This window comes from Achromobacter sp. Marseille-Q4954 (genome assembly GCF_943737025.1).
In the GTDB taxonomy this organism is placed as follows: Bacteria; Pseudomonadota; Gammaproteobacteria; order Burkholderiales; family Burkholderiaceae_B; genus Achromobacter; species Achromobacter bronchisepticus_A.
Map to the genome: position 1 here is coordinate 462,306 of NZ_CALSFQ010000002.1, position 20,174 is coordinate 482,479.

At 66.1% G+C, this 20,174-nt stretch carries 21 protein-coding genes; 12 read left to right on the forward strand and 9 right to left on the reverse strand.

Features of this window, described 5'->3' with window-relative positions; all coding sequences use genetic code 11:
• Positions 1–108: 108 nt before the first annotated feature.
• Positions 109–1,422, reverse strand: coding sequence for a sn-glycerol-3-phosphate ABC transporter substrate-binding protein UgpB (gene ugpB / locus NGK62_RS20195; RefSeq protein WP_059375879.1), 1,314 nt, complete (start codon positions 1,420–1,422; stop codon positions 109–111).
• Positions 1,423–1,615: 193 nt separating this feature from the next.
• Between ugpB and proC the strand changes: the two genes are divergently transcribed.
• From proC to NGK62_RS20230, 7 genes are all read left to right on the forward strand, one after another.
• Complete coding sequence (gene proC / locus NGK62_RS20200) at positions 1,616–2,449, forward strand: pyrroline-5-carboxylate reductase (RefSeq protein WP_251879999.1); 834 nt, start codon at positions 1,616–1,618, stop codon at positions 2,447–2,449.
• Entirely contained in the window at positions 2,446–3,015 is a 570-nt protein-coding gene (locus NGK62_RS20205; protein WP_059375887.1) for a queuosine precursor transporter, read from the forward strand. The genes proC and NGK62_RS20205 overlap by 4 nt, the downstream gene beginning before the upstream one ends.
• 431 nt (positions 3,016–3,446) lie before the next feature.
• Positions 3,447–4,562, forward strand: coding sequence for a high-affinity branched-chain amino acid ABC transporter substrate-binding protein (locus NGK62_RS20210; RefSeq protein ID WP_059375890.1), 1,116 nt, complete (start codon positions 3,447–3,449; stop codon positions 4,560–4,562).
• A gap of 189 nt (positions 4,563–4,751) precedes the next feature.
• On the forward strand, positions 4,752–5,678 hold the full coding sequence (gene livH / locus NGK62_RS20215) for a high-affinity branched-chain amino acid ABC transporter permease LivH (protein ID WP_054454161.1): 927 nt from the start codon (positions 4,752–4,754) through the stop codon (positions 5,676–5,678).
• Complete coding sequence (locus NGK62_RS20220; protein ID WP_059375894.1) at positions 5,678–6,913, forward strand: high-affinity branched-chain amino acid ABC transporter permease LivM; 1,236 nt, start codon at positions 5,678–5,680, stop codon at positions 6,911–6,913. Before livH ends, NGK62_RS20220 begins: the two co-directional genes overlap by 1 nt.
• Positions 6,910–7,677: a high-affinity branched-chain amino acid ABC transporter ATP-binding protein LivG gene (gene livG / locus NGK62_RS20225; protein ID WP_013393946.1), complete on the forward strand. Its 768-nt coding sequence runs from the start codon at positions 6,910–6,912 to the stop codon at positions 7,675–7,677. Before NGK62_RS20220 ends, livG begins: the two co-directional genes overlap by 4 nt.
• Positions 7,677–8,378, forward strand: a complete 702-nt coding sequence (locus NGK62_RS20230; RefSeq protein WP_013393945.1) for an ABC transporter ATP-binding protein — start codon at positions 7,677–7,679, stop codon at positions 8,376–8,378. Before livG ends, NGK62_RS20230 begins: the two co-directional genes overlap by 1 nt.
• A gap of 86 nt (positions 8,379–8,464) precedes the next feature.
• Here NGK62_RS20230 and cuyB read toward each other — a convergent pair whose 3' ends face one another.
• From cuyB to NGK62_RS20245, 3 genes are read right to left on the reverse strand one after another with little or no spacing between them, the layout of a single operon-like run.
• The gene (gene cuyB, locus NGK62_RS20235; RefSeq protein WP_118932467.1) at positions 8,465–9,199 is read right to left on the reverse strand and encodes a cysteate racemase; all 735 of its coding nucleotides are present in this window, start codon (positions 9,197–9,199) and stop codon (positions 8,465–8,467) included.
• Position 9,200: 1 nt separating this feature from the next.
• Positions 9,201–10,667, reverse strand: coding sequence for an N-acyl-D-amino-acid deacylase family protein (locus NGK62_RS20240; protein WP_251880001.1), 1,467 nt, complete (start codon positions 10,665–10,667; stop codon positions 9,201–9,203).
• A gap of 2 nt (positions 10,668–10,669) precedes the next feature.
• Positions 10,670–11,647, reverse strand: a complete 978-nt coding sequence (locus tag NGK62_RS20245) for a Bug family tripartite tricarboxylate transporter substrate binding protein (RefSeq protein ID WP_059375902.1) — start codon at positions 11,645–11,647, stop codon at positions 10,670–10,672.
• 133 nt (positions 11,648–11,780) lie between these two features.
• Here NGK62_RS20245 and NGK62_RS20250 point away from each other — a divergent pair, with 133 nt between their 5' ends.
• The gene (locus NGK62_RS20250) at positions 11,781–12,746 is read left to right on the forward strand and encodes a LysR family transcriptional regulator (protein ID WP_118932465.1); all 966 of its coding nucleotides are present in this window, start codon (positions 11,781–11,783) and stop codon (positions 12,744–12,746) included.
• Positions 12,747–12,782: 36 nt separating this feature from the next.
• Here NGK62_RS20250 and NGK62_RS20255 read toward each other — a convergent pair whose 3' ends face one another.
• Positions 12,783–13,394: a glutathione S-transferase family protein gene (locus tag NGK62_RS20255; RefSeq protein WP_118932464.1), complete on the reverse strand. Its 612-nt coding sequence runs from the start codon at positions 13,392–13,394 to the stop codon at positions 12,783–12,785.
• An 80-nt stretch (positions 13,395–13,474) separates the two neighbouring features.
• On the opposite strand from NGK62_RS20255, the gene NGK62_RS20260 reads away from it, so the two are divergent.
• Both NGK62_RS20260 and NGK62_RS20265 read left to right on the forward strand, forming a co-directional pair.
• Positions 13,475–14,629 (forward strand): PQQ-dependent sugar dehydrogenase, encoded by a 1,155-nt coding sequence (locus tag NGK62_RS20260; protein WP_251880003.1) that lies wholly within the window; start codon positions 13,475–13,477, stop codon positions 14,627–14,629.
• Between the two features lie 5 nt (positions 14,630–14,634).
• Positions 14,635–15,273, forward strand: a complete 639-nt coding sequence (locus NGK62_RS20265; RefSeq protein WP_059376186.1) for a glutathione S-transferase family protein — start codon at positions 14,635–14,637, stop codon at positions 15,271–15,273.
• A 7-nt stretch (positions 15,274–15,280) separates the two neighbouring features.
• Here NGK62_RS20265 and NGK62_RS20270 read toward each other — a convergent pair whose 3' ends face one another.
• Together NGK62_RS20270 and NGK62_RS20275 are read right to left on the reverse strand one after the other, a co-directional pair.
• A complete protein-coding gene (locus NGK62_RS20270) occupies positions 15,281–16,195 on the reverse strand; it encodes a DMT family transporter (protein WP_118932462.1) in 915 nt (304 codons plus the stop codon).
• A 58-nt stretch (positions 16,196–16,253) separates the two neighbouring features.
• Positions 16,254–16,631 carry a DUF423 domain-containing protein gene (locus NGK62_RS20275; protein ID WP_251880005.1) on the reverse strand — a complete coding sequence of 126 codons (378 nt, stop codon included), beginning with the start codon at positions 16,629–16,631 and terminating at the stop codon, positions 16,254–16,256.
• 193 nt (positions 16,632–16,824) lie between these two features.
• On the opposite strand from NGK62_RS20275, the gene parS reads away from it, so the two are divergent.
• Together parS and NGK62_RS20285 are read left to right on the forward strand one after the other, a co-directional pair.
• Positions 16,825–17,292 carry a type II RES/Xre toxin-antitoxin system antitoxin gene (gene parS / locus NGK62_RS20280; protein ID WP_251880007.1) on the forward strand — a complete coding sequence of 156 codons (468 nt, stop codon included), beginning with the start codon at positions 16,825–16,827 and terminating at the stop codon, positions 17,290–17,292.
• Entirely contained in the window at positions 17,289–17,804 is a 516-nt protein-coding gene (locus tag NGK62_RS20285; protein ID WP_251880009.1) for an RES family NAD+ phosphorylase, read from the forward strand. Before parS ends, NGK62_RS20285 begins: the two co-directional genes overlap by 4 nt.
• Before the next feature lies 1 nt (position 17,805).
• Here NGK62_RS20285 and NGK62_RS20290 read toward each other — a convergent pair whose 3' ends face one another.
• Positions 17,806–18,864 (reverse strand): alcohol dehydrogenase, encoded by a 1,059-nt coding sequence (locus NGK62_RS20290; protein ID WP_251880012.1) that lies wholly within the window; start codon positions 18,862–18,864, stop codon positions 17,806–17,808.
• 62 nt (positions 18,865–18,926) lie between these two features.
• Entirely contained in the window at positions 18,927–20,135 is a 1,209-nt protein-coding gene (locus NGK62_RS20295) for an ABC transporter substrate-binding protein (RefSeq protein ID WP_251880014.1), read from the reverse strand.
• Positions 20,136–20,174 lie beyond the last annotated feature (39 nt).

Genomic DNA, 20,174 nt, shown 5'->3' on the forward strand with positions numbered 1-20,174 from the left:
AAATCCAGGGCCTTAAGCCTTGTACTGCCTGGTGCAAAACAGCCCAAGTCCTTGTTATGGCATGGAAAATACCGATTGACAGGACTGGACCGGTGTCGCGGAAGGGCGTTACTTTACACTCTTCTCGAATTTTTCCAGCAGTTCGTTGCCGCGCTTGACGATGTTGTCGGCGCCGTCCTTGGCGCTGACCTTGCCCGAAACGATGCGTTCGATTTCGGCGTCTTCGATTTCACGGATCTGCGGCAGGAAGCCCAGGCGCAGGCCGCGCGATTGCGCGGTGGTTTCGACGTTCAGCTGCTTGACGCCGACTTCGGTGCCCGGGTTCTTGTCGTAGAAGCCGTCCTTCTTGGTCAGCTCGTAAGCGGCCTTGGTGACAGGCACGTAGCCGGTCTGCTGGTGCCAGCGGGCGGCGATTTCCGGGCTGGCCAGGAACTTGAAGAACGCGGTCACGCCCTTGTAGGTTTCCGGCTTCTTGTTGGCGAAGACCCACAGCGAAGCGCCGCCGATGATGGTGTTCTGCGGCGCGCCTTGCACGTCGGCGTAGTAGGGCAGGGTCGAGGTGCCGAATTCGAACTTGGCGTTCTTGGCGATGTTGGCGCGCAGGCCGGACGAGCCGGTGATCATGGCGCACTTGCCGCTGATGAACAGCGAGTTCGGCTCGTCGCCGCGGCCGCCGTACATGAAGATGCCTTCCTTGCCCAGCTTGGCCAGGTTTTCCAGGTGGCGCACGTGGAGCGGGGTGTTGATGGCGATGCGGGCGTCCAGGCCGCCGAAACCGTTGTCCTTGGTGGCGTACGGCACGTTATGCCAGGCCGAGAATGTTTCCAGCTGGACCCACGACGGCCAGGAGGTGGTGTAGCCGCATTCCTGGCCGGCGGCCTTCAGCTTCTGGCCGGCGGCAGCCAGCTCTTCCCAGGTCTTGGGCGGCTTGTCGGCGTCCAGGCCGGCCTTCTTGAAGGCGTCCTTGTTGTAGTAGAACACCACGGTCGAGCTGTTGAAGGGCATCGACACCAGCTTGCCGTCGGCCGACGAGTAGTAGCCGGCCACGGCGCCGATGAATTCCTTCGGATCGATCGGGTTGCCGACTTCTTCCGACATCTGCTGGACCGGCTTGATGGCGCCCTTGGCGTACATCATGGTGGCGGTGCCGACTTCGAACACCTGGAGGATGTCCGGGGCGTTGCCGGCGCGGAACGCGGCGATGCCGGCGTTCATGGATTCACCGTAGTTGCCCTTGTAGACTGCCTTGACTTGGTAGTCGGGGTTCTTTTTGTTGAATTCGTCGACCAGGCCGTTCACGCGGTCGCCCAGCGCGCCTTCCATCGAGTGCCAGAATTGGATCTCGGTGGCGGCATGCGCGGAGGCGCCTGCGAAAGCCGTCATGATGGCGGCAAAGGTTAAGGCAATACGGTGGGATCGCATAGAGAGGTTCCTCCAGTTGGGCGTGACGCGACCGGGTTGTCCGGGCGCAGAAAACACGACACCTTATGAATTGTTTGTGACAAAACCGTGACTTTCACATCACTCCAAACGCCTGTCAAATTGCGCGTTTTAGGCGCGAACGAACATTTTTCTTTTTTTTCCCAACGAGAACTCCCGTTTACAATCGGCCCCTATGAAAAACGAACTTTCGATTGCGTTCATCGGTGGCGGCAATATGGCCGCTGCGCTGGCCTCCGGCCTGGCCGGCAAAGTATGCGCCGCCGGCAACATACATGTCATTGACATAAACCAGGATTCGCATGCCGCCTGGCAGGCTCGCGGCATGACCACCGCGACGGCTCCGGGCGAGGCCCTGGCGCGGTGCCGGGTCTGGGTGTTCGCTGTCAAGCCACAGAACATGAAGGACGTTGTGGCTTCCACGCGTCAATGGTTGCGTGAAGACACTTTGGTGGTAAGCGTGGCGGCCGGCATCCGCGCCGATACGCTGGCCGCCTGGCTAGGCACGCCCGACGCGCCGTTCAAGCGCCTGGTGCGCTGCATGCCGAACACGCCGGCCCTGGTGGGCGCCGGCATCACCGGCCTGGCGGCCCTGGATGGGGTGGACGCAGCCGACCGCGACCTGGCGGCCCGATTGCTGTCCAGCGTGGGCGAAGTGGTGTGGGTCGCCGACGACGCCGCGCTCGATGGCGTGACCGCGTTGTCGGGCAGCGGCCCGGCGTATGTGTTCCTGTTCCTGGAAGCGCTGGTGGCCGGCGGCCAGAAGGTCGGCCTGACGGCCGAGCAAGCCAAGCAATTGGCGTTGGGCACGCTGGCTGGGGCGACGCGCCTTGCCGCCGAGTCTTCTGAACCGCTGGCTACGCTGCGCGAACGTGTCACGTCCAAGGGCGGCACCACGGCCGCGGCGCTCAATGCGTTCGGCGCGGCCGGGTTTGCCGGCATCGTCGAAGACGCCATGGCGGCCGCCGCCCAACGCTCGCGCGAGCTGGCGGAGGAGTTCGGCAAATGACGGCCGCGGACGGGAGCGCGGGCTCCCGGCGCTTTGCGCTCATGAGCCGGCCGCAATTCGCCATCGCCGTGCTGTGCATGCTGGTGGTGGTGGTCGGTTCGAACATCCTGGTGCAGGTGCCGCTGAATGACTGGCTGACCTGGGGCGGGCTGTCCTATCCGGTCGCCTTCCTGGTCACGGACGTGCTGAATCGCCGTTTCGGCCCGGCGGCCGCGCGCCGGGTGGTCTGGTTCGGTTTTGCCGCCGCCCTGGTCGTGTCGGTATGGGTGGCCTCGCCGCGCATCGCGCTGGCTTCGGGCCTGGCCTATATCTGCGCGCAACTGGTCGACATCCAGGTGTTCGACCGATTGCGCGACCAGCGCTGGTGGCGCGCGCCCTTGGTGTCGGGCGTGCTTGGCGCCATCCTGGACACGGCCGTGTTCTTCAGCGTGGCTTTCGCGGCTACCGGCGCGCCCTGGATGACCTGGATGATGGGCGACCTGGCGATCAAGCTCGCGGTCAATATCAGCATGCTGGCGCCTTTCCGGGCGCTGATGTGGAATCTGGCCAAGCCGGCCAATGCCTGAGCATGCGGCGGGGCGCCTGTGGTCTTCAGGCCGCCCCGGGCTTTAATCCAGTGAATAACTACGCACGTTAATTATTATTCGTAAGTCCTGCGTAAGCACTGTATTTAAATGCGTCTTTAAACAGCGTATTAATCGGCGGCTATATATATCCCAAAGCACAATTCCGGATGGCGCGCCAGATGATAAATACGATTTTCTTGCGGATTCTCCAACGATTTCATGGGTTTGCCCCGGCTATCCGTCACGATTAAAGGTGCGCGCCAAAATATTGGGGATTACACGCAGTGACAGTATGGCGGCTTGCTTCCAGAATACCGGCCACACCGTGTTTTTGCCCAAGAAGCCGGCGACGGGCGACGAGGATTAACGGATTACCCAACCGATAAACCGCGTCGGACAGAGCCGCTCAAAACCTCGCTGGAGAACTCCGCATGAAGTTTCTGAATCGCCTTACCCCGGTAGCCATGGCGCTTGGGGCACTTGCCTTGGCTGGCGCCGCGCACGCCGCCGACACGATCAAGATCGGCATTCCCCAGCCCATGACCGGCCCCAATACGCAATACGGCGACCAGATCCAGGCCGGCGCATTGACCGCGATCGAGACCATCAACGCCAAGGGCGGCGTCAAGGGCAAGAAGCTCGAACCCATCCTCATCGATGACGGCTGCGAACCCAAGCAGGCCGTGCCGGCCGCCAACCGCGTGGTCAACTCCGGCGCCAAGTTCGCCGTGGCCCATGCGTGCTCGGGCGTGACCGTGGCTGCCGTCAAGGTCTACGAGGAAGAGGGCATCGTCGGCATCACCCCGGGCGCGACCTCGCCGCTGGTCACCGACACGATCAAGCCGCATTACTTCTTCCGCACCATCGGCCGCGACGACCAGCAAGGTCCGTACGCCGCCAACTACATCGCCAAGACCCTGAAGCCCAAGAAGGTCGCCGTGCTGCATGACAAGCAGACCTACGGTTCGGGCGTGGCCACCCAGGTCCGCGATTCGCTGGGCAAGGAAGGCGTGAACGTCGCCATGTTCGAAGGCATCAACGTCGGCGACAGCGATTACTCGGCCATCATCACCAAGCTCAAGTCGGCTGGCGTGGACCTCGTCTATTTCGGCGGCTACCACCCCGAGCTGGGTCTGTTGCTGCGCCAATCGCGTGAACAAGGCCTGAAGGTCCAGTTCATGGGTCCGGAAGGCACCGCCAACCAGGATCTCGTGGCGATCGCCGGCCCGGCCATCGACGGCCTGCTGGTCACGCTGCCGGCCGACTTCACCAAGCTGCCCGGCAACGAGAGCATCGTGAAGGCCTTCAAGGACGCCAAGCGCGATCCGGACGGCGCCTTCCAGATGCCGGCGTACGCCGCCGTGCAGATCCTGGCCGACAGCATCAACGCGGTGGGCGAAGACCCCGCCAAGGTGGCCGACTACATGCACAAGACCACTTTCAACACCGGCATCGGCAAGGTCGAGTACGACGCCAAGGGCGACCTGAAGAACTTCGAGTTCGCCGTCTATAAATGGGATAAGGACGGCAAGAAGACCCAGCTGTAAACTCGCGATCCCGCCGGCGTCGCCGGCGTGTAGGGCCTGTCGTCCTCGTTCTGCCGTAATCCGCGTAGCGATGCGCCAAAAGCGCTGTGCGGCCGGCGGGCGCAGATGCCAGGCCCTTATAAAATACGCCCAGGTTTCCGGCTCCGGGTCTCTCCACCGGGGCCGGAACCATTTGGAGCAAGAGAAATAATGTCTGACCTCATACCCCAACTTACCCAGCAATTCTTCAACGGATTGTCTCTGGGCGCGATCTATGCGTTGATTGCCATCGGCTACACAATGGTCTACGGCATCATCGGTATGATCAACTTCGCTCACGGCGAAATCTATATGATCGGCGCCTATGTCGGCCTGGTCACCTTGACGGCCATCGGCACCAATAGCGGCTTGCCGATACCGTTCATCATCGCGGCCATGCTGGTCGTGGCCATCGTGGTCACGGGCATCTACGGCTTTAGCGTCGAGCGCGTCGCCTACCGGCCGGTGCGCGGCAGTCCCCGCCTGGTGGCGCTGATCTCGGCCATCGGCATGTCGATCTTCCTGCAGAACTGGGTGGCCCTGGGCCAGGGCGCGCGCGACATGGCCGTGCCATCGCTGGTGTCGGGCGCCGTGCAGTTCCACATGGGCTCCGACTTCGACGTGACGGTGCCGTATTCGCGCATCATGATCATCGTGGTCACGGTGGTGCTGATGATCGGGCTGACGCTGTTCATCAAGTATTCCCGCATGGGCCGCGCCTCGCGCGCCTGCTCGCAGGACATGCACATGGCGAACCTGCTGGGCATCGACACCAACCGCGTGATCTCGTTCACCTTCGTGATGGGCGCGATCCTGGCGGCGGTGGGCGGCGTGCTGATCGCCATCACCATCGGCAAGCTCAATCCCTTCATCGGCTTCCTGGCCGGCATCAAGGCCTTTACCGCGGCAGTGCTGGGCGGCATCGGCAGCATCCCCGGCGCCATGCTGGGCGGCGTGCTGCTCGGGCTGGCCGAGACCTTCGCGGCTGCCTACATCTCCTCACAGTACAAGGACATCGTGGCGTTCTCGCTGCTGATCCTGATCCTGCTGTTCCGTCCCACCGGGCTGTTGGGCAAACCTGAGGTGGAAAAAGTCTGATGTCGAACAACAATCTGAAAAACGCCACGATGGCGGCCGTGCTGACGGCTGTCATCGTCACCCCCGTCTTCGGCCTGCAGTTGATCCGCCAGGGCGCCCGCACCACGATGGAATCGAACTGGTCGCTGGTGGCGATTGCCGCCGCGATCGTGTTCGTGTTCCAGCTGCTGCGCCCCTGGATCGCCAAGCCGTTCCAGAAGCTCAAGACGAGCCTGCCGACCTTGCCGGCGGCGCCTGTCAAGACCCACAAGCCGCTCGCGTTGTTGCTGTTGGCGATAGCGGTGGTGTGGCCGTTCTTCGCCGGACGTAGTTCGGTGGACATCGCCACGCTGGTGCTGATCTACGTGATGCTGGGCCTGGGCCTGAACATCGTCGTGGGTTTCGCCGGCCTGCTGGATCTGGGCTTCGTGGGCTTCTACGCCGTCGGCGCCTATACCTACGCCTTGTTGTACCACTGGGGCGGCTGGAGCTTCTGGGAAGCGCTGCCGTTCTCGGGCGCCATGGCCGCGCTGTTCGGCTTCATCCTGGGCTTTCCGGTATTGCGATTGCGCGGCGACTACCTCGCCATCGTGACGCTGGGCTTCGGTGAAATGATCCGCCTCTTGCTGATCAACCTGAACACGCTGACCGGCGGTCCGGATGGCATCTCGGGCATCCCCAAGCCGACGGTGTTCGGCCTGGAAATGACGCGCCGCGCCAGCACGGAAGGCGGCACCACGTTCCATGAATTCATGGGCTGGAACTTCCAGAACCAGGACATGGTGGTGTACCTGTACCTGATGGCGCTGCTGCTGGCGCTGGTCACGCTGTTCGTGTCGACGCGGCTGATCCGCATGCCGGTCGGCCGGGCCTGGGAAGCGCTGCGCGAGGACGAGATCGCCTGCCGTTCGCTGGGGCTGAATCCCACGCGGATCAAGCTGTCCGCGTTCACGCTGGGCGCCATGTTCGCCGGTTTCGGCGGCGCGTTCTTCGCGGCGCGCCAGGGCATGGTGAATCCGGAGTCCTTCACCTTCATCGAATCCGCGCTGATCCTGGCCATCGTGGTGCTGGGCGGCATGGGCTCGCAGGTGGGCGTGATCCTGGCCGCGGTGCTGCTGACGGTGTTGCCGGAAGTGGCGCGCGAGTTCGCCGAGTACCGGATGCTGATGTTCGGCCTGGTGATGGTATTGATGATGATGTGGCGTCCGCAGGGGTTGTTGCCCATGAAGCGTCCCCATGTGGAGTTGGCTAAATGAGCGAGGCATTGCTGAAAGTATCCGGACTCACCATGCGGTTCGGCGGCCTGCTGGCCGTGGACAGCGTGGCGTTCGAAGTCAAATCCGACGAGGTGTTCGCCATCATCGGCCCCAATGGGGCAGGCAAGACCACCGTGTTCAACTGCGTGGGCGGCTTCTATGCGCCGACGGCGGGCGACATCACCATGGACGGCAAGGCCATCACCGGCTTGCCCAGCCACAAGGTGGCGCGCCACGGGCTGGTGCGCACCTTCCAGAACGTGCGCCTGTTCAAGCAGCTGACCGTGCTGGAGAACCTGCTGGTCGCGCAGCACACGCAGGTGGAGTCGCGGCTCTTGCCGGGCCTGCTCAAGCTCAAGTCCTATCGCCAATCCGAGACCGACGCGCTGGCGCGCGCCGCGCAATGGCTGGATTTCATGGGTTTGCGCGAGTTCGCCAACCGCGAGGCGGGCAACCTGGCCTACGGCCACCAGCGCCGCCTGGAGATCGCGCGCTGCATGATCACCAAGCCGCGTCTGCTGATGCTGGACGAACCGGCGGCGGGCCTGAATCCTCAGGAAAAGCGCGATCTGCAGTCGCTGATCGACCAGCTGCGGCGCGAGTTCGGCGTCGCGGTGCTGCTGATCGAGCACGACATGAGCCTGATCATGGGCATCTCCGACCGCATCCTGGTCATGGAGCACGGCAAGCCCATCACTACCGGCACCCCCGAGCAGGTGCGCAACGACGAGCGCGTCATCAAGGCGTACCTGGGGGAAGAGTAATGCTTAAGCTGGATAACATTCATACCTACTACGGCGCCATCCAGGCGTTGAACGGGGTGTCGGTGGAGGTCAACAAGGGCGAGATCGTCACGCTGATCGGCGCCAACGGCGCGGGCAAGACGACGCTGCTGATGACCGTCTGCGGCAACCCCCGCGCCAAGGAAGGCACGATCACGTTCGAGGGCGAGGACATCACCCACAAGGACACGCACCACATCATGCGCAATGGCATCGCCATTTCGCCGGAGGGGCGGCGGGTCTTCAAGGACCTGACCGTGGCCGAGAACCTGATGATGGGCGGCTTCTTCGCCAAGCGCGAGGAGATCCAGGCGGGCATCGACCACGTGTACGGACTGTTTCCGCGCTTGAAAGAGCGCGCCAGCCAGCGCGCCGGCCTGATGTCGGGCGGCGAGCAGCAGATGCTGGCCATCGGCCGCGCGCTGATGACGCGTCCGCGCCTGTTGCTGCTGGACGAGCCGACGCTGGGCCTGGCCCCGCTGGTGATCGCCCAGATCTTCGACATCATCCGCGAGATCCGCGAGCAGGGCGTGACGGTGTTTCTGGTCGAACAGAACGCCAACAAGGCGCTGGGCGTGGCCGACCGCGGCTATGTGCTGGAAAACGGGCGCGTGGTGTTGCAGGACACCGGCGCCAATCTGCTGGTCAACGATCAGGTGCGCAAGGCGTATCTGGGCGGCTGATTGCGATTCCCCGCGAAGGGAAATTGGGGCGCATCGGAAGATGCGCTTTTTTTTCGCCTGCTTGGCGCGGGGAAGGAGTAGCGGGCTCAGGCCGCCAGCAGTTGTTCGGCCTGGTAGTGCGCGATTGCGGCTCGCGCCAGCGCGTCGATGGAGTCGGTCAGCGTCACGCCCAGGCTGGGGCGCAGCGCATGCGGCACGGCCAGCGGCAGTTCGGTGCAGCCGAGCACCACGGCGTCCGCGCCGCGCGCCTTGAGGCGGGCGATGCATTCGGCGGCCGGCGCGTAGGCGTCCTCCAGGCGGTTGGCCTTGACCGCGCGGATCGAGCCCATGCAGTAACGCTCGACTTCGTCGTCGTCGGGCACGATGCACTCGTAGCCTTGCGCTTCCAGATGCCGCTGGTAGAGGCCCAGCTTGAGCGTGGCCGCGGTGCCCATCAGGCCGATGCGGCCGGCGGGCAGGCCCAGGCGGCGCAGGTCGTCGATGACGGCCTGGATGATGTGCAGCACGGGCAGGTCGGTGGACGCGGCGATCTGGTCGTACCAGAGGTGGGCCGTGTTGCACGGAATGGCGATGAGCTGCGCGCCGGCGTTCTGCAAAAAGCGCACGCCTTCCTGCATGTAGGGCAGGGGATTCTCGCCGCCGGCCATGTAGGCGCTGGAACGGTCGGGAATGCGGGGGTCGTTGCGCAGCAGCGTGGGGATGTGCTGCTGGTCGATCGCGGCGGGCGTCAATGCCGCCAGGCGCAGGGCAAAGGCGGCGCCCGCCATGGGGCCCATGCCGCCCAATACACCCAGGTAACAACCCTGGGAATAGCTGTTCACGTTATTTACTCCGAGGTAATGCCGTCCCGGGCGTCAAGACCTGGCCCGGGCGTTCGGCGCTGGTTCGTTCCCCGTCCCAGACCTGCCTGCCATTGACCCAAACTGCTTGGATGCCCTGGCTTGCCTGAATGGGAGCTGAAAAAGTGGCCACATCTGTCACCGTGGCGGGATCGAACAGCACCAGATCAGCATGATACCCCTCCCGCAACAGGCCGCGCTCGGCGATGCCGTATTGGTCCGCGGCGAGGCCGGTCATTTTGTGGATGGCCGTTTCCAGCGTCAGCAGGCGCTGTTCGCGCACCATGGCGCGCAGCACGTTGGTGAAGGTGCCCCATTGGCGGGGGTGCGGATGCGGATCGAAGGGCAGGCCGTCCGAGCCCACCATGGTCAGCGGGTGCGAGAAGATGCGGCCGACGTCGGCCGGGTCCATCAGGAAGTAGATGGCGCCGGCAGGCGCGAGCCGTGCGACAGCGGCTTCGTCGTCCAGGCCCAGTTCCGCCATGACTTCGCTGAAGTCGCGGCCGGTGGCTTCGGAGTAGCCCTTGGACCAGGTGATCATGGTGCGGCTGGCCAGCCGCGCGCGGTCCAGCCGCAGCATGGTGGAGGTGGCGGGGTAGGGATGGCAATCCAGGCACACCGCCTGGGTGGCGGCGGCGCGGCTGATCAGGTCCAGGGTTTCGCGGCTGCGGCCGTGGTTGCGCTCGCCGGCCAGCTTGTGGTGCGAGAACACCACGCGGCAGTCGAGTTCGCGGCCGATCAGCAGCGCTTCTTCCATGGCCGGCACGATGTGGTCTGCCTCGTCGCGCAGATGGGTGGCGTAGACGCCGGGACGGCCGCGCAGCGGCGCGCAGACGTCGATGATCTCGTCGGTGGGCGCGGCGCTGGCCGGCGGATAGAAGGTGCCGGTGGATACGCCGAAGGCGCCCGCGTCCAGCGCCTCTTGCAGCAGCGCGCGCATCGCGGCGCGTTCGTCCGCGTCGGCGGCGCGCGAGGTGTCGTCCATCACCGCCACGCGCAACGTGGTGTGGCCGACCAGCGGGGCCACGTTGACAGCGGCGGGCGTGGCGCGCAGCGCGTCCATCCAGGCGCGGAAGCTGCTGAAACGGAACAGTTCGGCCGGACCCAGCAGGTCCAGCGGCTGCGGGATGGCGGTCCCGGCCAAGGGGGCCAGGCTGATGCCGCAATTGCCGGTGACCACGGTGGTGATGCCCTGCGAGACCTTGGGCAGCATGTCCGGATGCGCCAGCAGGTAGCCGTCGTCGTGGGTGTGGGAGTCGATGAATCCGGGCGCCAGCGCCAGGCCGCCGGCGTCGATGACCGGCACGCCCGCGGGGTGGGCGAAGTTGCCCACCGCCGCGATGCGGCCGTCATGCACCGCCAGGTCGCCCTGTCGGGCGGGTCCGCCGGTGCCGTCGACGAGCGTGGCGCCCGCCACGATGAAGTCTGCTTGCAGCATGCGTGCGCTCATGTTCAGTCGAGTTTCTCGATGCCGGCGCCGTCGATGATCCGTTGCCATTTGGCGGTTTCGCGGTCGATCAGCTGCTTGAAGTCGGCGGGCGAGCCGCTGGCCGGTTCGGCGCCCAGCGTGGCCAGGCCCGTGCGGACTTCAGGCGCCTGCAGCGCCTTCTGGATGGCGGCGTTCAGGGTTGCCACCACTTCCGGCGGCGTGCCCTTGGGTGCCACCACGCCGCCCCAGGCCACGGTTTCGTAGCCCTTCAGGCCAGCTTCGTCCAGCGTGGGCACGTCGGGCATCAGGGCCAGGCGCTTCAGGCTGCTTACGCCGATGGCGCGGACCTTGCCGCTCTTGACCAGCGGGGTCGCTTCCGAGGTGTTGACGAACAGGTAGTCCAGGCGGCCGCCCAGCAGGTCCTGGATGGCGGCGGGGCCGCCGTTGTACGGGATGAACATGACGTTGACCTTTGCCATGCTCTTGAAGAGTTCGCCGCCCATGTGGCCGGTGGTGCCCACGCCCGAAGCGCCGTAGGACAGGCGGCCGGGTTCCTTGCGGGCGCGGTCGATCAGGTCCTGCACGCTCTTGATCGGCGAGTCGGCCGGCACGATCAGCGCGTTGTACAGGTCGAACAGATGGGCCACGGGCGTCAGGTCCGCGTCCACGTCGTAGGGCAGGCGCTTGAACAGGGAACGGTTCACGGCCAGCGTGTTGATGTTGCCGTAGCCGACGGTGTAGCCGTCGGGCGCGGCGCGCTTGACCAGGGCGATGCCGATGTTGCCGGCGGCGCCGGGGCGGTTCTCGACCACCACGGTGGCCCCGGTGTCGCGCGCCAGCTGGGTCGTGATCAGGCGCGACAGCACGTCGGGCGAGCCGCCGGCGGCCGACGGCACCACGAAGGTGATGGGCTTGTCCGGATAGGCGCCGGCGGTGGCGCCGGCCGACATGGCGGCGCCGAGCGCCAGCGCGGAAAGGCCGCGGAAGAGTTTGCTGCGCATGGTGGATTCCCCTTGATTTTGTGGTGTTGAGGCCGGCAGGTTACACCCCGCATCCGCGCGCGCCCTCATCGAAAAATGTCGAAAACCTATAATCGGGCGTTATCGGTTTGGTGCTGATTTGCCAGGGGAAGAAATGGATGAGCATGCCTACGCGGACGAGGTCGGACCCACCGCCGGACGGCCTTTGAACCTGCGCCAGATCGAGGTGTTCCGCGCCATCATGATGGCTGGATCGATCAGCGGCGCGGGCCGCATGCTGCATGTCTCGCAACCGGCCGTCAGCCGCGTGCTGGCGCTGACCGAGAGCCGCTTGGGCTACAAGCTGTTCGAACGCGTGAAGAGCCGGCTGTCGCCGACGGCCGAGGCGCGGCGGCTATACGCGGAAGTGGAGCAGGTCTACGGCGGCATCCAGCGCGTGAACGACCTGGCTGCCAGCCTGGGCCAGTCGGGCGCGGGAATGCTGAAGATCGTCGCCAGCGCCAGTTTCGGGCAGCGCCTCATTCCGATGGCGCTGGATCGCTTCCGCGGCCGCAATGCGGACGCGCGCGTCGACTATCGCAGCGTGACCTTTGACGAGCTGGCCGCGTATTTTCTATCGGGCCAGGCGGACATAGGCATCTCCATGCAGCCCCCCGATCATCCCAATCTGCGGTCCGTGCGCCTGGCGCGGGTGCCTATCGTCTGCGCGCTGCCTGCCGGCCACCCGTTGGCGGCGCGCGAGGTGGTGCGGCCGGAGGATTTCTCCACCGCGGCCTGGATCGGCTATCCCCGCGGCACGCCGCTCGCGCGTGCGCTCAAGCCCTTCTTCGGCGAGGGGCCGGCCTGCGCGGCGGCGGTGGAGGTGCATTCGCCCGTGACCGCCTGTTCTTTCGTGCAACAGGGCTTGGGGCCGGCGCTGGTGGACGCCTGGTGCGTGACGCCGGATCAGGCCGCGCACATGGTCTTGCGCCCGATATTGCCGCAGGCCAGCGTGGATATCTGGGCCACGCATTCGAATCTGAGCGCGCCGCCCTTGCTGGCGCGGCGCTTTCTGGCGGCAGTGAAGAAGACGCTGGAAGAGGGCGCGCCGCGCGAACTGGCGCCCGGCGCTTCCAGCTGAGGGCTTGCGGCTGGCGGCGCAAGCCCCGCCGAGGCCTTACAGGCCTTCGGCCTTGAGCGCGGCCTGGACGCCCTTGTCGGCTTCCATGCGCTTGAAGAACGCGGCCAGGTTGTCCAGGCCCGACAGGTTCACTTCCTTGGCGTGCGCCCAGCGCAGCACCACGTACAGGTAGGCGTCGGCGATGGACGGCTTGTCGCCCGTCAGGTAGGACTTGCCGGCGAGCTGCCCGTCCAGCTGCGCGAACAGCTTGGTCAGCAGCGCGGAAGCCGAGGCGGCCAGCTCCTTCTGCGCGCCTTCGTCGCCGACGAAACGCGACGCGCCGAAGATCATCGAGAAGGTCTTGTGGATGTCCGAGTTGATAAAGCCGAGCCAGCGGCGCACTTCGGCGCGCGAGCGCGGCGAGCCGTCGCCCAGCAGCTGCAGTTCCGGCGCGTGTTCAGCCAGGTATTCGAGGATCGCCGCGTTCTGCGTGACGGTCCAGCCGTCGTGCGCCAGGGCGGGCACGGCGCCCAGCGGGTTGACCTTCAGGAACTCCGGACCCTTGAGCTCGTCGCGGCTCAGCTTGTGCGTTTCATAGGGTTTGCCGATCCATTCCAGAACGATGTGGGAAGCGAGCGAGCACGCGCCGGGCATGTAGTACAGTTTCATCAGATGGGGTCTCCTGAGAGCAAGGACGGGGATCTCCGTTCCTGGCCGATATGGTACGCCACCCGTTGCCGGAGATGCCCATGCCGTCACGTCCCGCCGCAATCGCGCGCGCGCTGTTCCTGTCGTTCTCCTTGTGCGTGGCGCTGCCCGCGTCCGCGCAGCCGGGGCCCGAACCCGCATCGGTCCCGGCCCGCGTCACGGCCGTGGTGGGCGGGCTCAATCATCCCTGGGCCATGGCTTTTCTGCCCGAAGGCGGCGTGCTCATTACCGAGCGTCCCGGCAACCTCAGGCTGCTGCGCATCCCGGGCGGATTGTCCAAGCCGCTGGCCGGCGTGCCCAAGGTCGCGGCGCAGGGCCAGGGCGGCCTGCTGGACGTGGCGCTGTCGCCGGACTTCGCGCGGGACCGCTATGTCTACCTGTCCTATGCCGAGGCCGACGGTTCGAAGAGCGGCACCGCCGTGGGCCGCGGCAAGCTGTCCGCCGACGGTACTGCGCTGGAGGATTTCCGCGTGCTGTTCCGCCAGCAACCGAAGCTGTCGTCGGGCCTGCACTACGGATCGCGGCTGGTGTTCGACGGCAAGGGCTATCTGTACATCTCGCTGGGCGAGAACAACCAGCGGCCCACGGCGCAGGACCTGGACAAGCTGCAAGGCAAGGTGGTGCGGCTGAAGGCCGACGGCTCGGTGCCGCCCGACAATCCCTTCGTTGGCCAGGCCGGCGCGCGGCCCGAGATCTGGTCCTACGGGCATCGCAATCCGCAGGGCATGGCGCTCAATCCCTGGAGCGGCCAGCTCTGGGAGAACGAACACGGGCCGCGCGGCGGAGATGAGATCAATCTGGTCCAGCGCGGCAAGAACTACGGCTGGCCGCTGGCTACCCACGGCATCAACTATTCGGGCCAGCCCATCCCCGAAGCCAAGGGCGCCGACCTGCCCGGCATGGAGCCGCCGCTCTACTGGTGGCCGAAGTCGCCGGCCATCAGCGGCATGGCTTTCTATAGCGCCGACCGCTTTCCCGCCTGGCGCAATTCCGTGTTCATCGGCGCGCTGGCCAATCAGAATCTCATCCGCCTGACCTTGGACGGCGACCGCGTGGTGGCGCAGGAGTGGCTGCTGACGGATCGCAAGCAGCGGATACGCGACGTGCGGCAAGGACCGGACGGTTATGTGTACGTGTTGACGGACGCCTCGCCGGGAGAGTTGCTGCGCCTGGCGCCGGCCGAACAGGGGGAGTGAACGCCATGAAACCGTATGAGCTGATCGGATCCGCGGGCTGCGGATCCGCCATCGTCGAGATGGCGCTGGTGCTGGCCAACGTGCCGCACACCTTGACGGACCTGCCGTACCTCAAGCCCGGCGCCGAACGCGACAGGCTGCTGCAATTGAATCCGTTGGGGCAGGTGCCCACGCTGGTCCTGCCGGACGGCGAAGTCATGACCGAGAGCGCGGCCATGATCCTGCATCTGAACGACGTGGCGCCCCACGCCGGCCTGGCGCCCGCGCCCGATAAGCCTGAGCGCGCCCGATTCCTGAATTTGCTGATCCGGCTGGTGGCGGCGATCTATCCCACGTTCACCTATGGCGATGATCCGCCGCAATGGACCACGGCAGGCCCCGCCGCCGAGCTGCTGAGGCAGCGCGTGCACACGCGGCGGGCGGAGATCTGGCTGGAACTGGAACGTCAGGCTGGCGCCCCGCACATGCTGGGCCGGCGCTTTTCGGCGCTGGACCTGTACGTGACGGTGATGACGCATTGGCGTCCCGGGCCGGCGTGGTTCGCATCCGAGTGTCCGGCGCTGACCGCCGTGGCGTGCGAGGCGGCGCTGGAACCGAACGTGGCCCGCGTGCTGCAGCGGCATTTTCCGCCGCCCACGGAGTAGCCCGGCGTCAGGCCTTGGCCGGCTTGCGGGTCCTGGACTTGGCCCGCGCTTCGCGCAAGGCAATGTAGACGCCGCTGCCGGCGATGAAGAGCGCGCCCAGATAGGCATAGGCGTCCGGGGTCTCTTGCCAGAAGATCCAGCCCAGGATGGTGGCCCAGATCAGCCCGGTATAGTCGAAAGGCGCAACCACCGAGGCGGGACCGATGCGGAATCCCTGGGTGATCAGCGCCAGGCCCAGGGTGCTGAACAACGCGACGGCGCCGAAGTACGGCAGATCCTCCATCGCGGGCTGCTCCCATACCAGGGGCAGGGCGACCGCGCTACAGACCAGCTGGCCCAGCACGATGTAGAGCGTGGTCGTCAGCATGCCTTCGTTGCGGTTGATGCCGCGCGCCGTGATCATCATCACCCCATAAAGCAAGGCGGTAACCAGCGGCAGCAAGGTGGCCGCCTGGAAGGTTGCGGCCCCCGGCCGCACCACGATCAGCACGCCGGCAAAACCGGCCAGCACGGCCAGCCAGCGCTTGCCGTCCACCCGTTCTTTCAGGACCAGCACCGACAGCGCCGTCACGAACAGCGGCGCGGCGAACGCGATGGCGGTGGCCTCGGCCAGCGGCAGCGTGCGCAGGCCCAGATAGAAGCAATAGGCCGAGACGACGTTGATGGCCCCGCGCGTCAGGTGCAGGCCGGGGTGCGCGGTACGTAAGACCCGGCGTCCGCCCAGCCACAGCGCCAGCGAGGCGACGAAAGGCAGGGCGATGAGCGCCCGCAGGAACAGGATCTGCAGCGGGTTGTAGTTGGCGCCGAGCCATTTGGCGTTGGCGTCGCTCAAGGTCAGGAAGAAAATGCCGCCCACCACGCAGGCGATGCCTGCTGCGGCGGATTGGGCCTGGGCGGCGGGAAGTACGGAAGAGGTGGACATCTACAGCCTGGGAGGGCGGCGGTTCCGGCCGCCCGAAAGGGAAGGAAGGGGGGAGGGTTCAGCCTTGGGCGCGATAGGCCGCCAGCGCGACCATGGCCCATGACGCCAGGAAGGCGACGCCACCGAAAGGCGTGACGGCGCCCAGCCAATGCGTGCCGGTCAGGGACAGCACATACAGGCTGCCGCAGAACAGCACGATGCCGACGAACATCACCACGCCAGCCGCGGACAGCAGGGACGAACCGTAGCGGGCGCCCAGCAGCGCGACGACGAACAGGCCCAGCGCATGGATCAGGTGGTACAGCACGCCGGTCTGCCAGACGGACAGCAATTCCGGCGTCAGCATGCGCTTGAGGCCATGGGCGCCAAAGGCTCCCGCGCCCACCGCCACCATGAGATTCAACGCCGCGAGTATCGTCAGCTGCCGGTCCGTCATCGCCAGTCCTTATAAGTGTCTGAGCTATCGTGTTACAGCCGCCTATGATATGCCCAAATCCTGCCTCCACCCCGGGGGTGTCGCTGTCGGGGACGGATCTTGTGGCGGGAATTCCAAATGGAATATCATGAATTCAATTTGGAAATTCCAGGAGGACCGCAGCCGCGGCCTCCAGACTTGCAGGAGCCAGGCCATGAGCGTAGCCGCCCTTCAAAAAAACCCCGCCAAGCGTCCGCCGCGCCATGCGGCGGCGCGCGCCAAGCAATTGTTCCGCAGCCTGGTCGACAGCCCCCTGGTGGACATGGCGCGCGACGTGCGCCGCGGCCTGCCCGCGCAGATGGTCGACGACGCCGCCGACTACCTGCAGGTGCCCAAGTCTGAAATCATGGCCATCACCGAGGTCAAGGCGGCGTCGCTGTCACGCTGGAGCCGCGAAGGCCTGATGCTGCCGCTGGGCGAATCGGACCGCCTGGCCCGCGTCGCGCGGGTGGCGCGGGTGGCGCGCCAGGTGCTGGGCAGCGACGAAGAAGCGGTCGCCTGGCTGAACACGCCGGTGCCCGCGCTGGGCAACGTCAAGCCGCTGTCCCTGCTGACATCCGACGCCAGCAGCCGCATCGTCGAGGACACGCTGGCGCGCGCCGCGGCGGGCGTCTACGCATGACGGACGACAGCATTTCGATCTGGCGTATCGGGACTACCGCAGGCAAGTACCGCGCCGACGATTTGAGCGGGGCGGGCGCCGCGGCCGTGGGCGGGCGCTACAACACCCCGGGTACGGCGGTGGTCTATGCCTCGGCCAGCGTGGCGCTGGCGGCGCTGGAAACGGTGGTGCACTTTGCGGCCCGCGCATCCGAGCAGGCCAACCGCTATCTGATCGAACTGGCGGTGCCGCGCGCCGTCCACGAAGCCCGCCAGGCGCTGAGCCTGACGCAGTTGCACGAGGATTATCCGTTCTGGGACGCCGTGCCTTTCGCCGAAGCCTCGCAGGCCGTGGGCGACAACTGGGTGCAGTCCGGCGTGTCGGCGCTGCTTGAACTGCCCAGCGCCATCGTGCCTTATCGGGGTGTGCCGGACTGCAATTTCCTGATCAATCCGGCGCACCCGGACGCCGAGCACATCGTGGTGGTGCGGCGCGAACGCTTCATCTACGATCCGCGCCTGCGCCCCGTCTAGTTCAGTCCGTCAGCACCGCGCGGCCCACGACCTTGCCGGCCCGCAGCGATGCCAGCACGCTGTCGGCTTCGGCCAGCGCGTGGCGATGCACGGGCATGGGCGGAACCTTGCCGGCCCGCACCAGCTCCATCAGTTCCTGCAGTTCGGTCAGGTTGCCGACGTAGCTGCCGATGATGGACAGGGCCTTCATGGGGATCAGCGCGATGGGCCAGGACGATGCGCCGCCGAACAGGCCCACGATGATCAGCTTGCCGCCCTTGGTCAGGAAGTCGAAGGCGAGCGAGGTGGTCGCGGGCGCGCCGACCAGGTCGATGGCCGCCTGGACAGGCTTGCCGCCGGCCGCCTTGATGATCTGCTGCGCGGCATCGGGCGCGGCGCCGTCGATGGCGGCGAGCGCGCCGGCTTCCAGCGCGGCCTGGCGCTTGGCCGGGTCGATGTCGACGACGATGGCGCCGGCGCCGCCCAGGGCCTTGATCAGCGTCAGGCTCATCAGGCCCAGGCCGCCCGCGCCGAAGATGACCACGGGATGCGAACGGTAGACGTCCGGGCCGATCTTCTTCAGCGCGGAATAGGTGGTGAGCCCCGAGCAGGCATAGGGCGCGATCTGCGCGGGATCGAGGTCGCCGATGTCGATCAGGTAGCGCGGATGCGGCACCAGGATGTGGTCGGCATAGCCGCCGGCGCGGTGCACGCCCAGGCAGGCGGGCGCGGAGCAGTGGTTCTCCATGCCGGCCAGGCACGGTGCGCACTTGCCGCAGCCGATCCAGGGATAGACGAGGTAGTTGCGGTCGGCCGAGAGTCCCTGGGCGTCGGGGCCGGCGGCGACGACGGCGCCCACGGTTTCGTGGCCCATGGTCAGCGGCAGCGACACGCCGCGGTCCTTCAGCGACAGCGTGCGGCCCTGGCCCAGGTCGTACCCGCCTTCCCACAAGTGGATATCGCTGTGGCATACGCCAGCCGCGCGGACCTTCAGCAGCACCTGCGACCCTTGCGGCGTGGGCGTGGGCTGGTTCATTTCCTGCAAGGGCTCGCGGAAGTTCACGACGCAATAGCACTTCATGGGATGTCTCCTCCTGGGTGGTTTCTACGGCCGGCCCGCGAGGCGGGCGCGGCGTGGCAAGGCTATTTCTTCACGGTCGGGCATTCACTGTCCGCCAGGGACACGAAGACCTTTTCGCCCGGCACCGTGGACAGGATGCGGTAGAAGTCGCCGGGGTACTTGGATTCGGCGGGTTTCTTCACTTCGACCAGATACAGATCCATGATGACGCGGCCGTCTTCGGGGCGCACCCGGGCATTCTTGATCAGTTTGGTGGTGATGGGCAACTCGCGCATCTTCTGGTTGACGGTCGCGCCGTCGAAGGTGCCGGCGGCCTGGGCGGCTTGCAGATAGTGCGTCGTGGCAACGTAGCTCAGCGCCTGCACGATGGACGGCGCGCGCGTCACGCCCATCTTCTTTTGCCAGCGCTGGGTCCAGGCCCGGGTGTCCTCGTCCGCGTCCCAATAGAAACCGGTGGGGAAGGTCAGCCCTTGCGCCACGGGCAGGCCCATCGCCTGGACGTCGTTGATGAAGGTCAGGAAGGTCAGCATGCGCTGCTTGCCGCTGGTCAGTCCGAACTCCTGTGCCTGCTTGATCAGGTTGACCAGATCGCCGCCGGCGCTGGCCAGGCCCACCACGTCAGCCTTGGACGATTGGGCCTGCACCAGGAACGAAGCGAAATCCAGCGCGCCCAGCGGATGCCGGGTGCTGCCCAGCACCTTGCCGCCGGCCTTGTCCACGAAGCGCGAGGCGTTGGCTTCCAGCGATTTGCCGAAGACGTAATCGGTGGTGATGAAGTACCAGGACTTGCCGCCGCTTTCGACCACACTCTTGACCACGGCATTGGCCAGGGCATAGGTGTCGGGCGCCCATTGGGTGCTGAGATTGCTGCACTGCTTGCCGCTGAAGTCCCCGGCGAAGCCGCCGCTGATGAGGGCGGTTCCGCCTTTTTCGCGCGCCACGCCCTGCGCGGCCAACCCTGCGGAGCTGGCGCCGCCGTCCACCACGGCCACCAGGCCTTGCGTGTCGAACCAGCGGCGAACCAGGGCCGAGGCCACGTCCGCCTTGTTCTGGTTGTCGGCGCCTATGACTTCGACGGTCTTGCCGGCGACCTTGCCGCCAAAGTCCTCGACCGCCATGCGCACGGCCATCTCGGAGCCCAGCCCGCCCAGGTCGGAATAGATGCCCGAACGGTCGTTGGACACGCCCAGGCGCACCACGTCGTTTTGGGCTTGGGCCGCGCAGGCGGCCAGCGAGGCGGCCAGCGCCGCCAACAGGGGTTTGATACGCATCTGCTTGCCTCCCGGCCCGATGAGGGCCGAATTATTGGT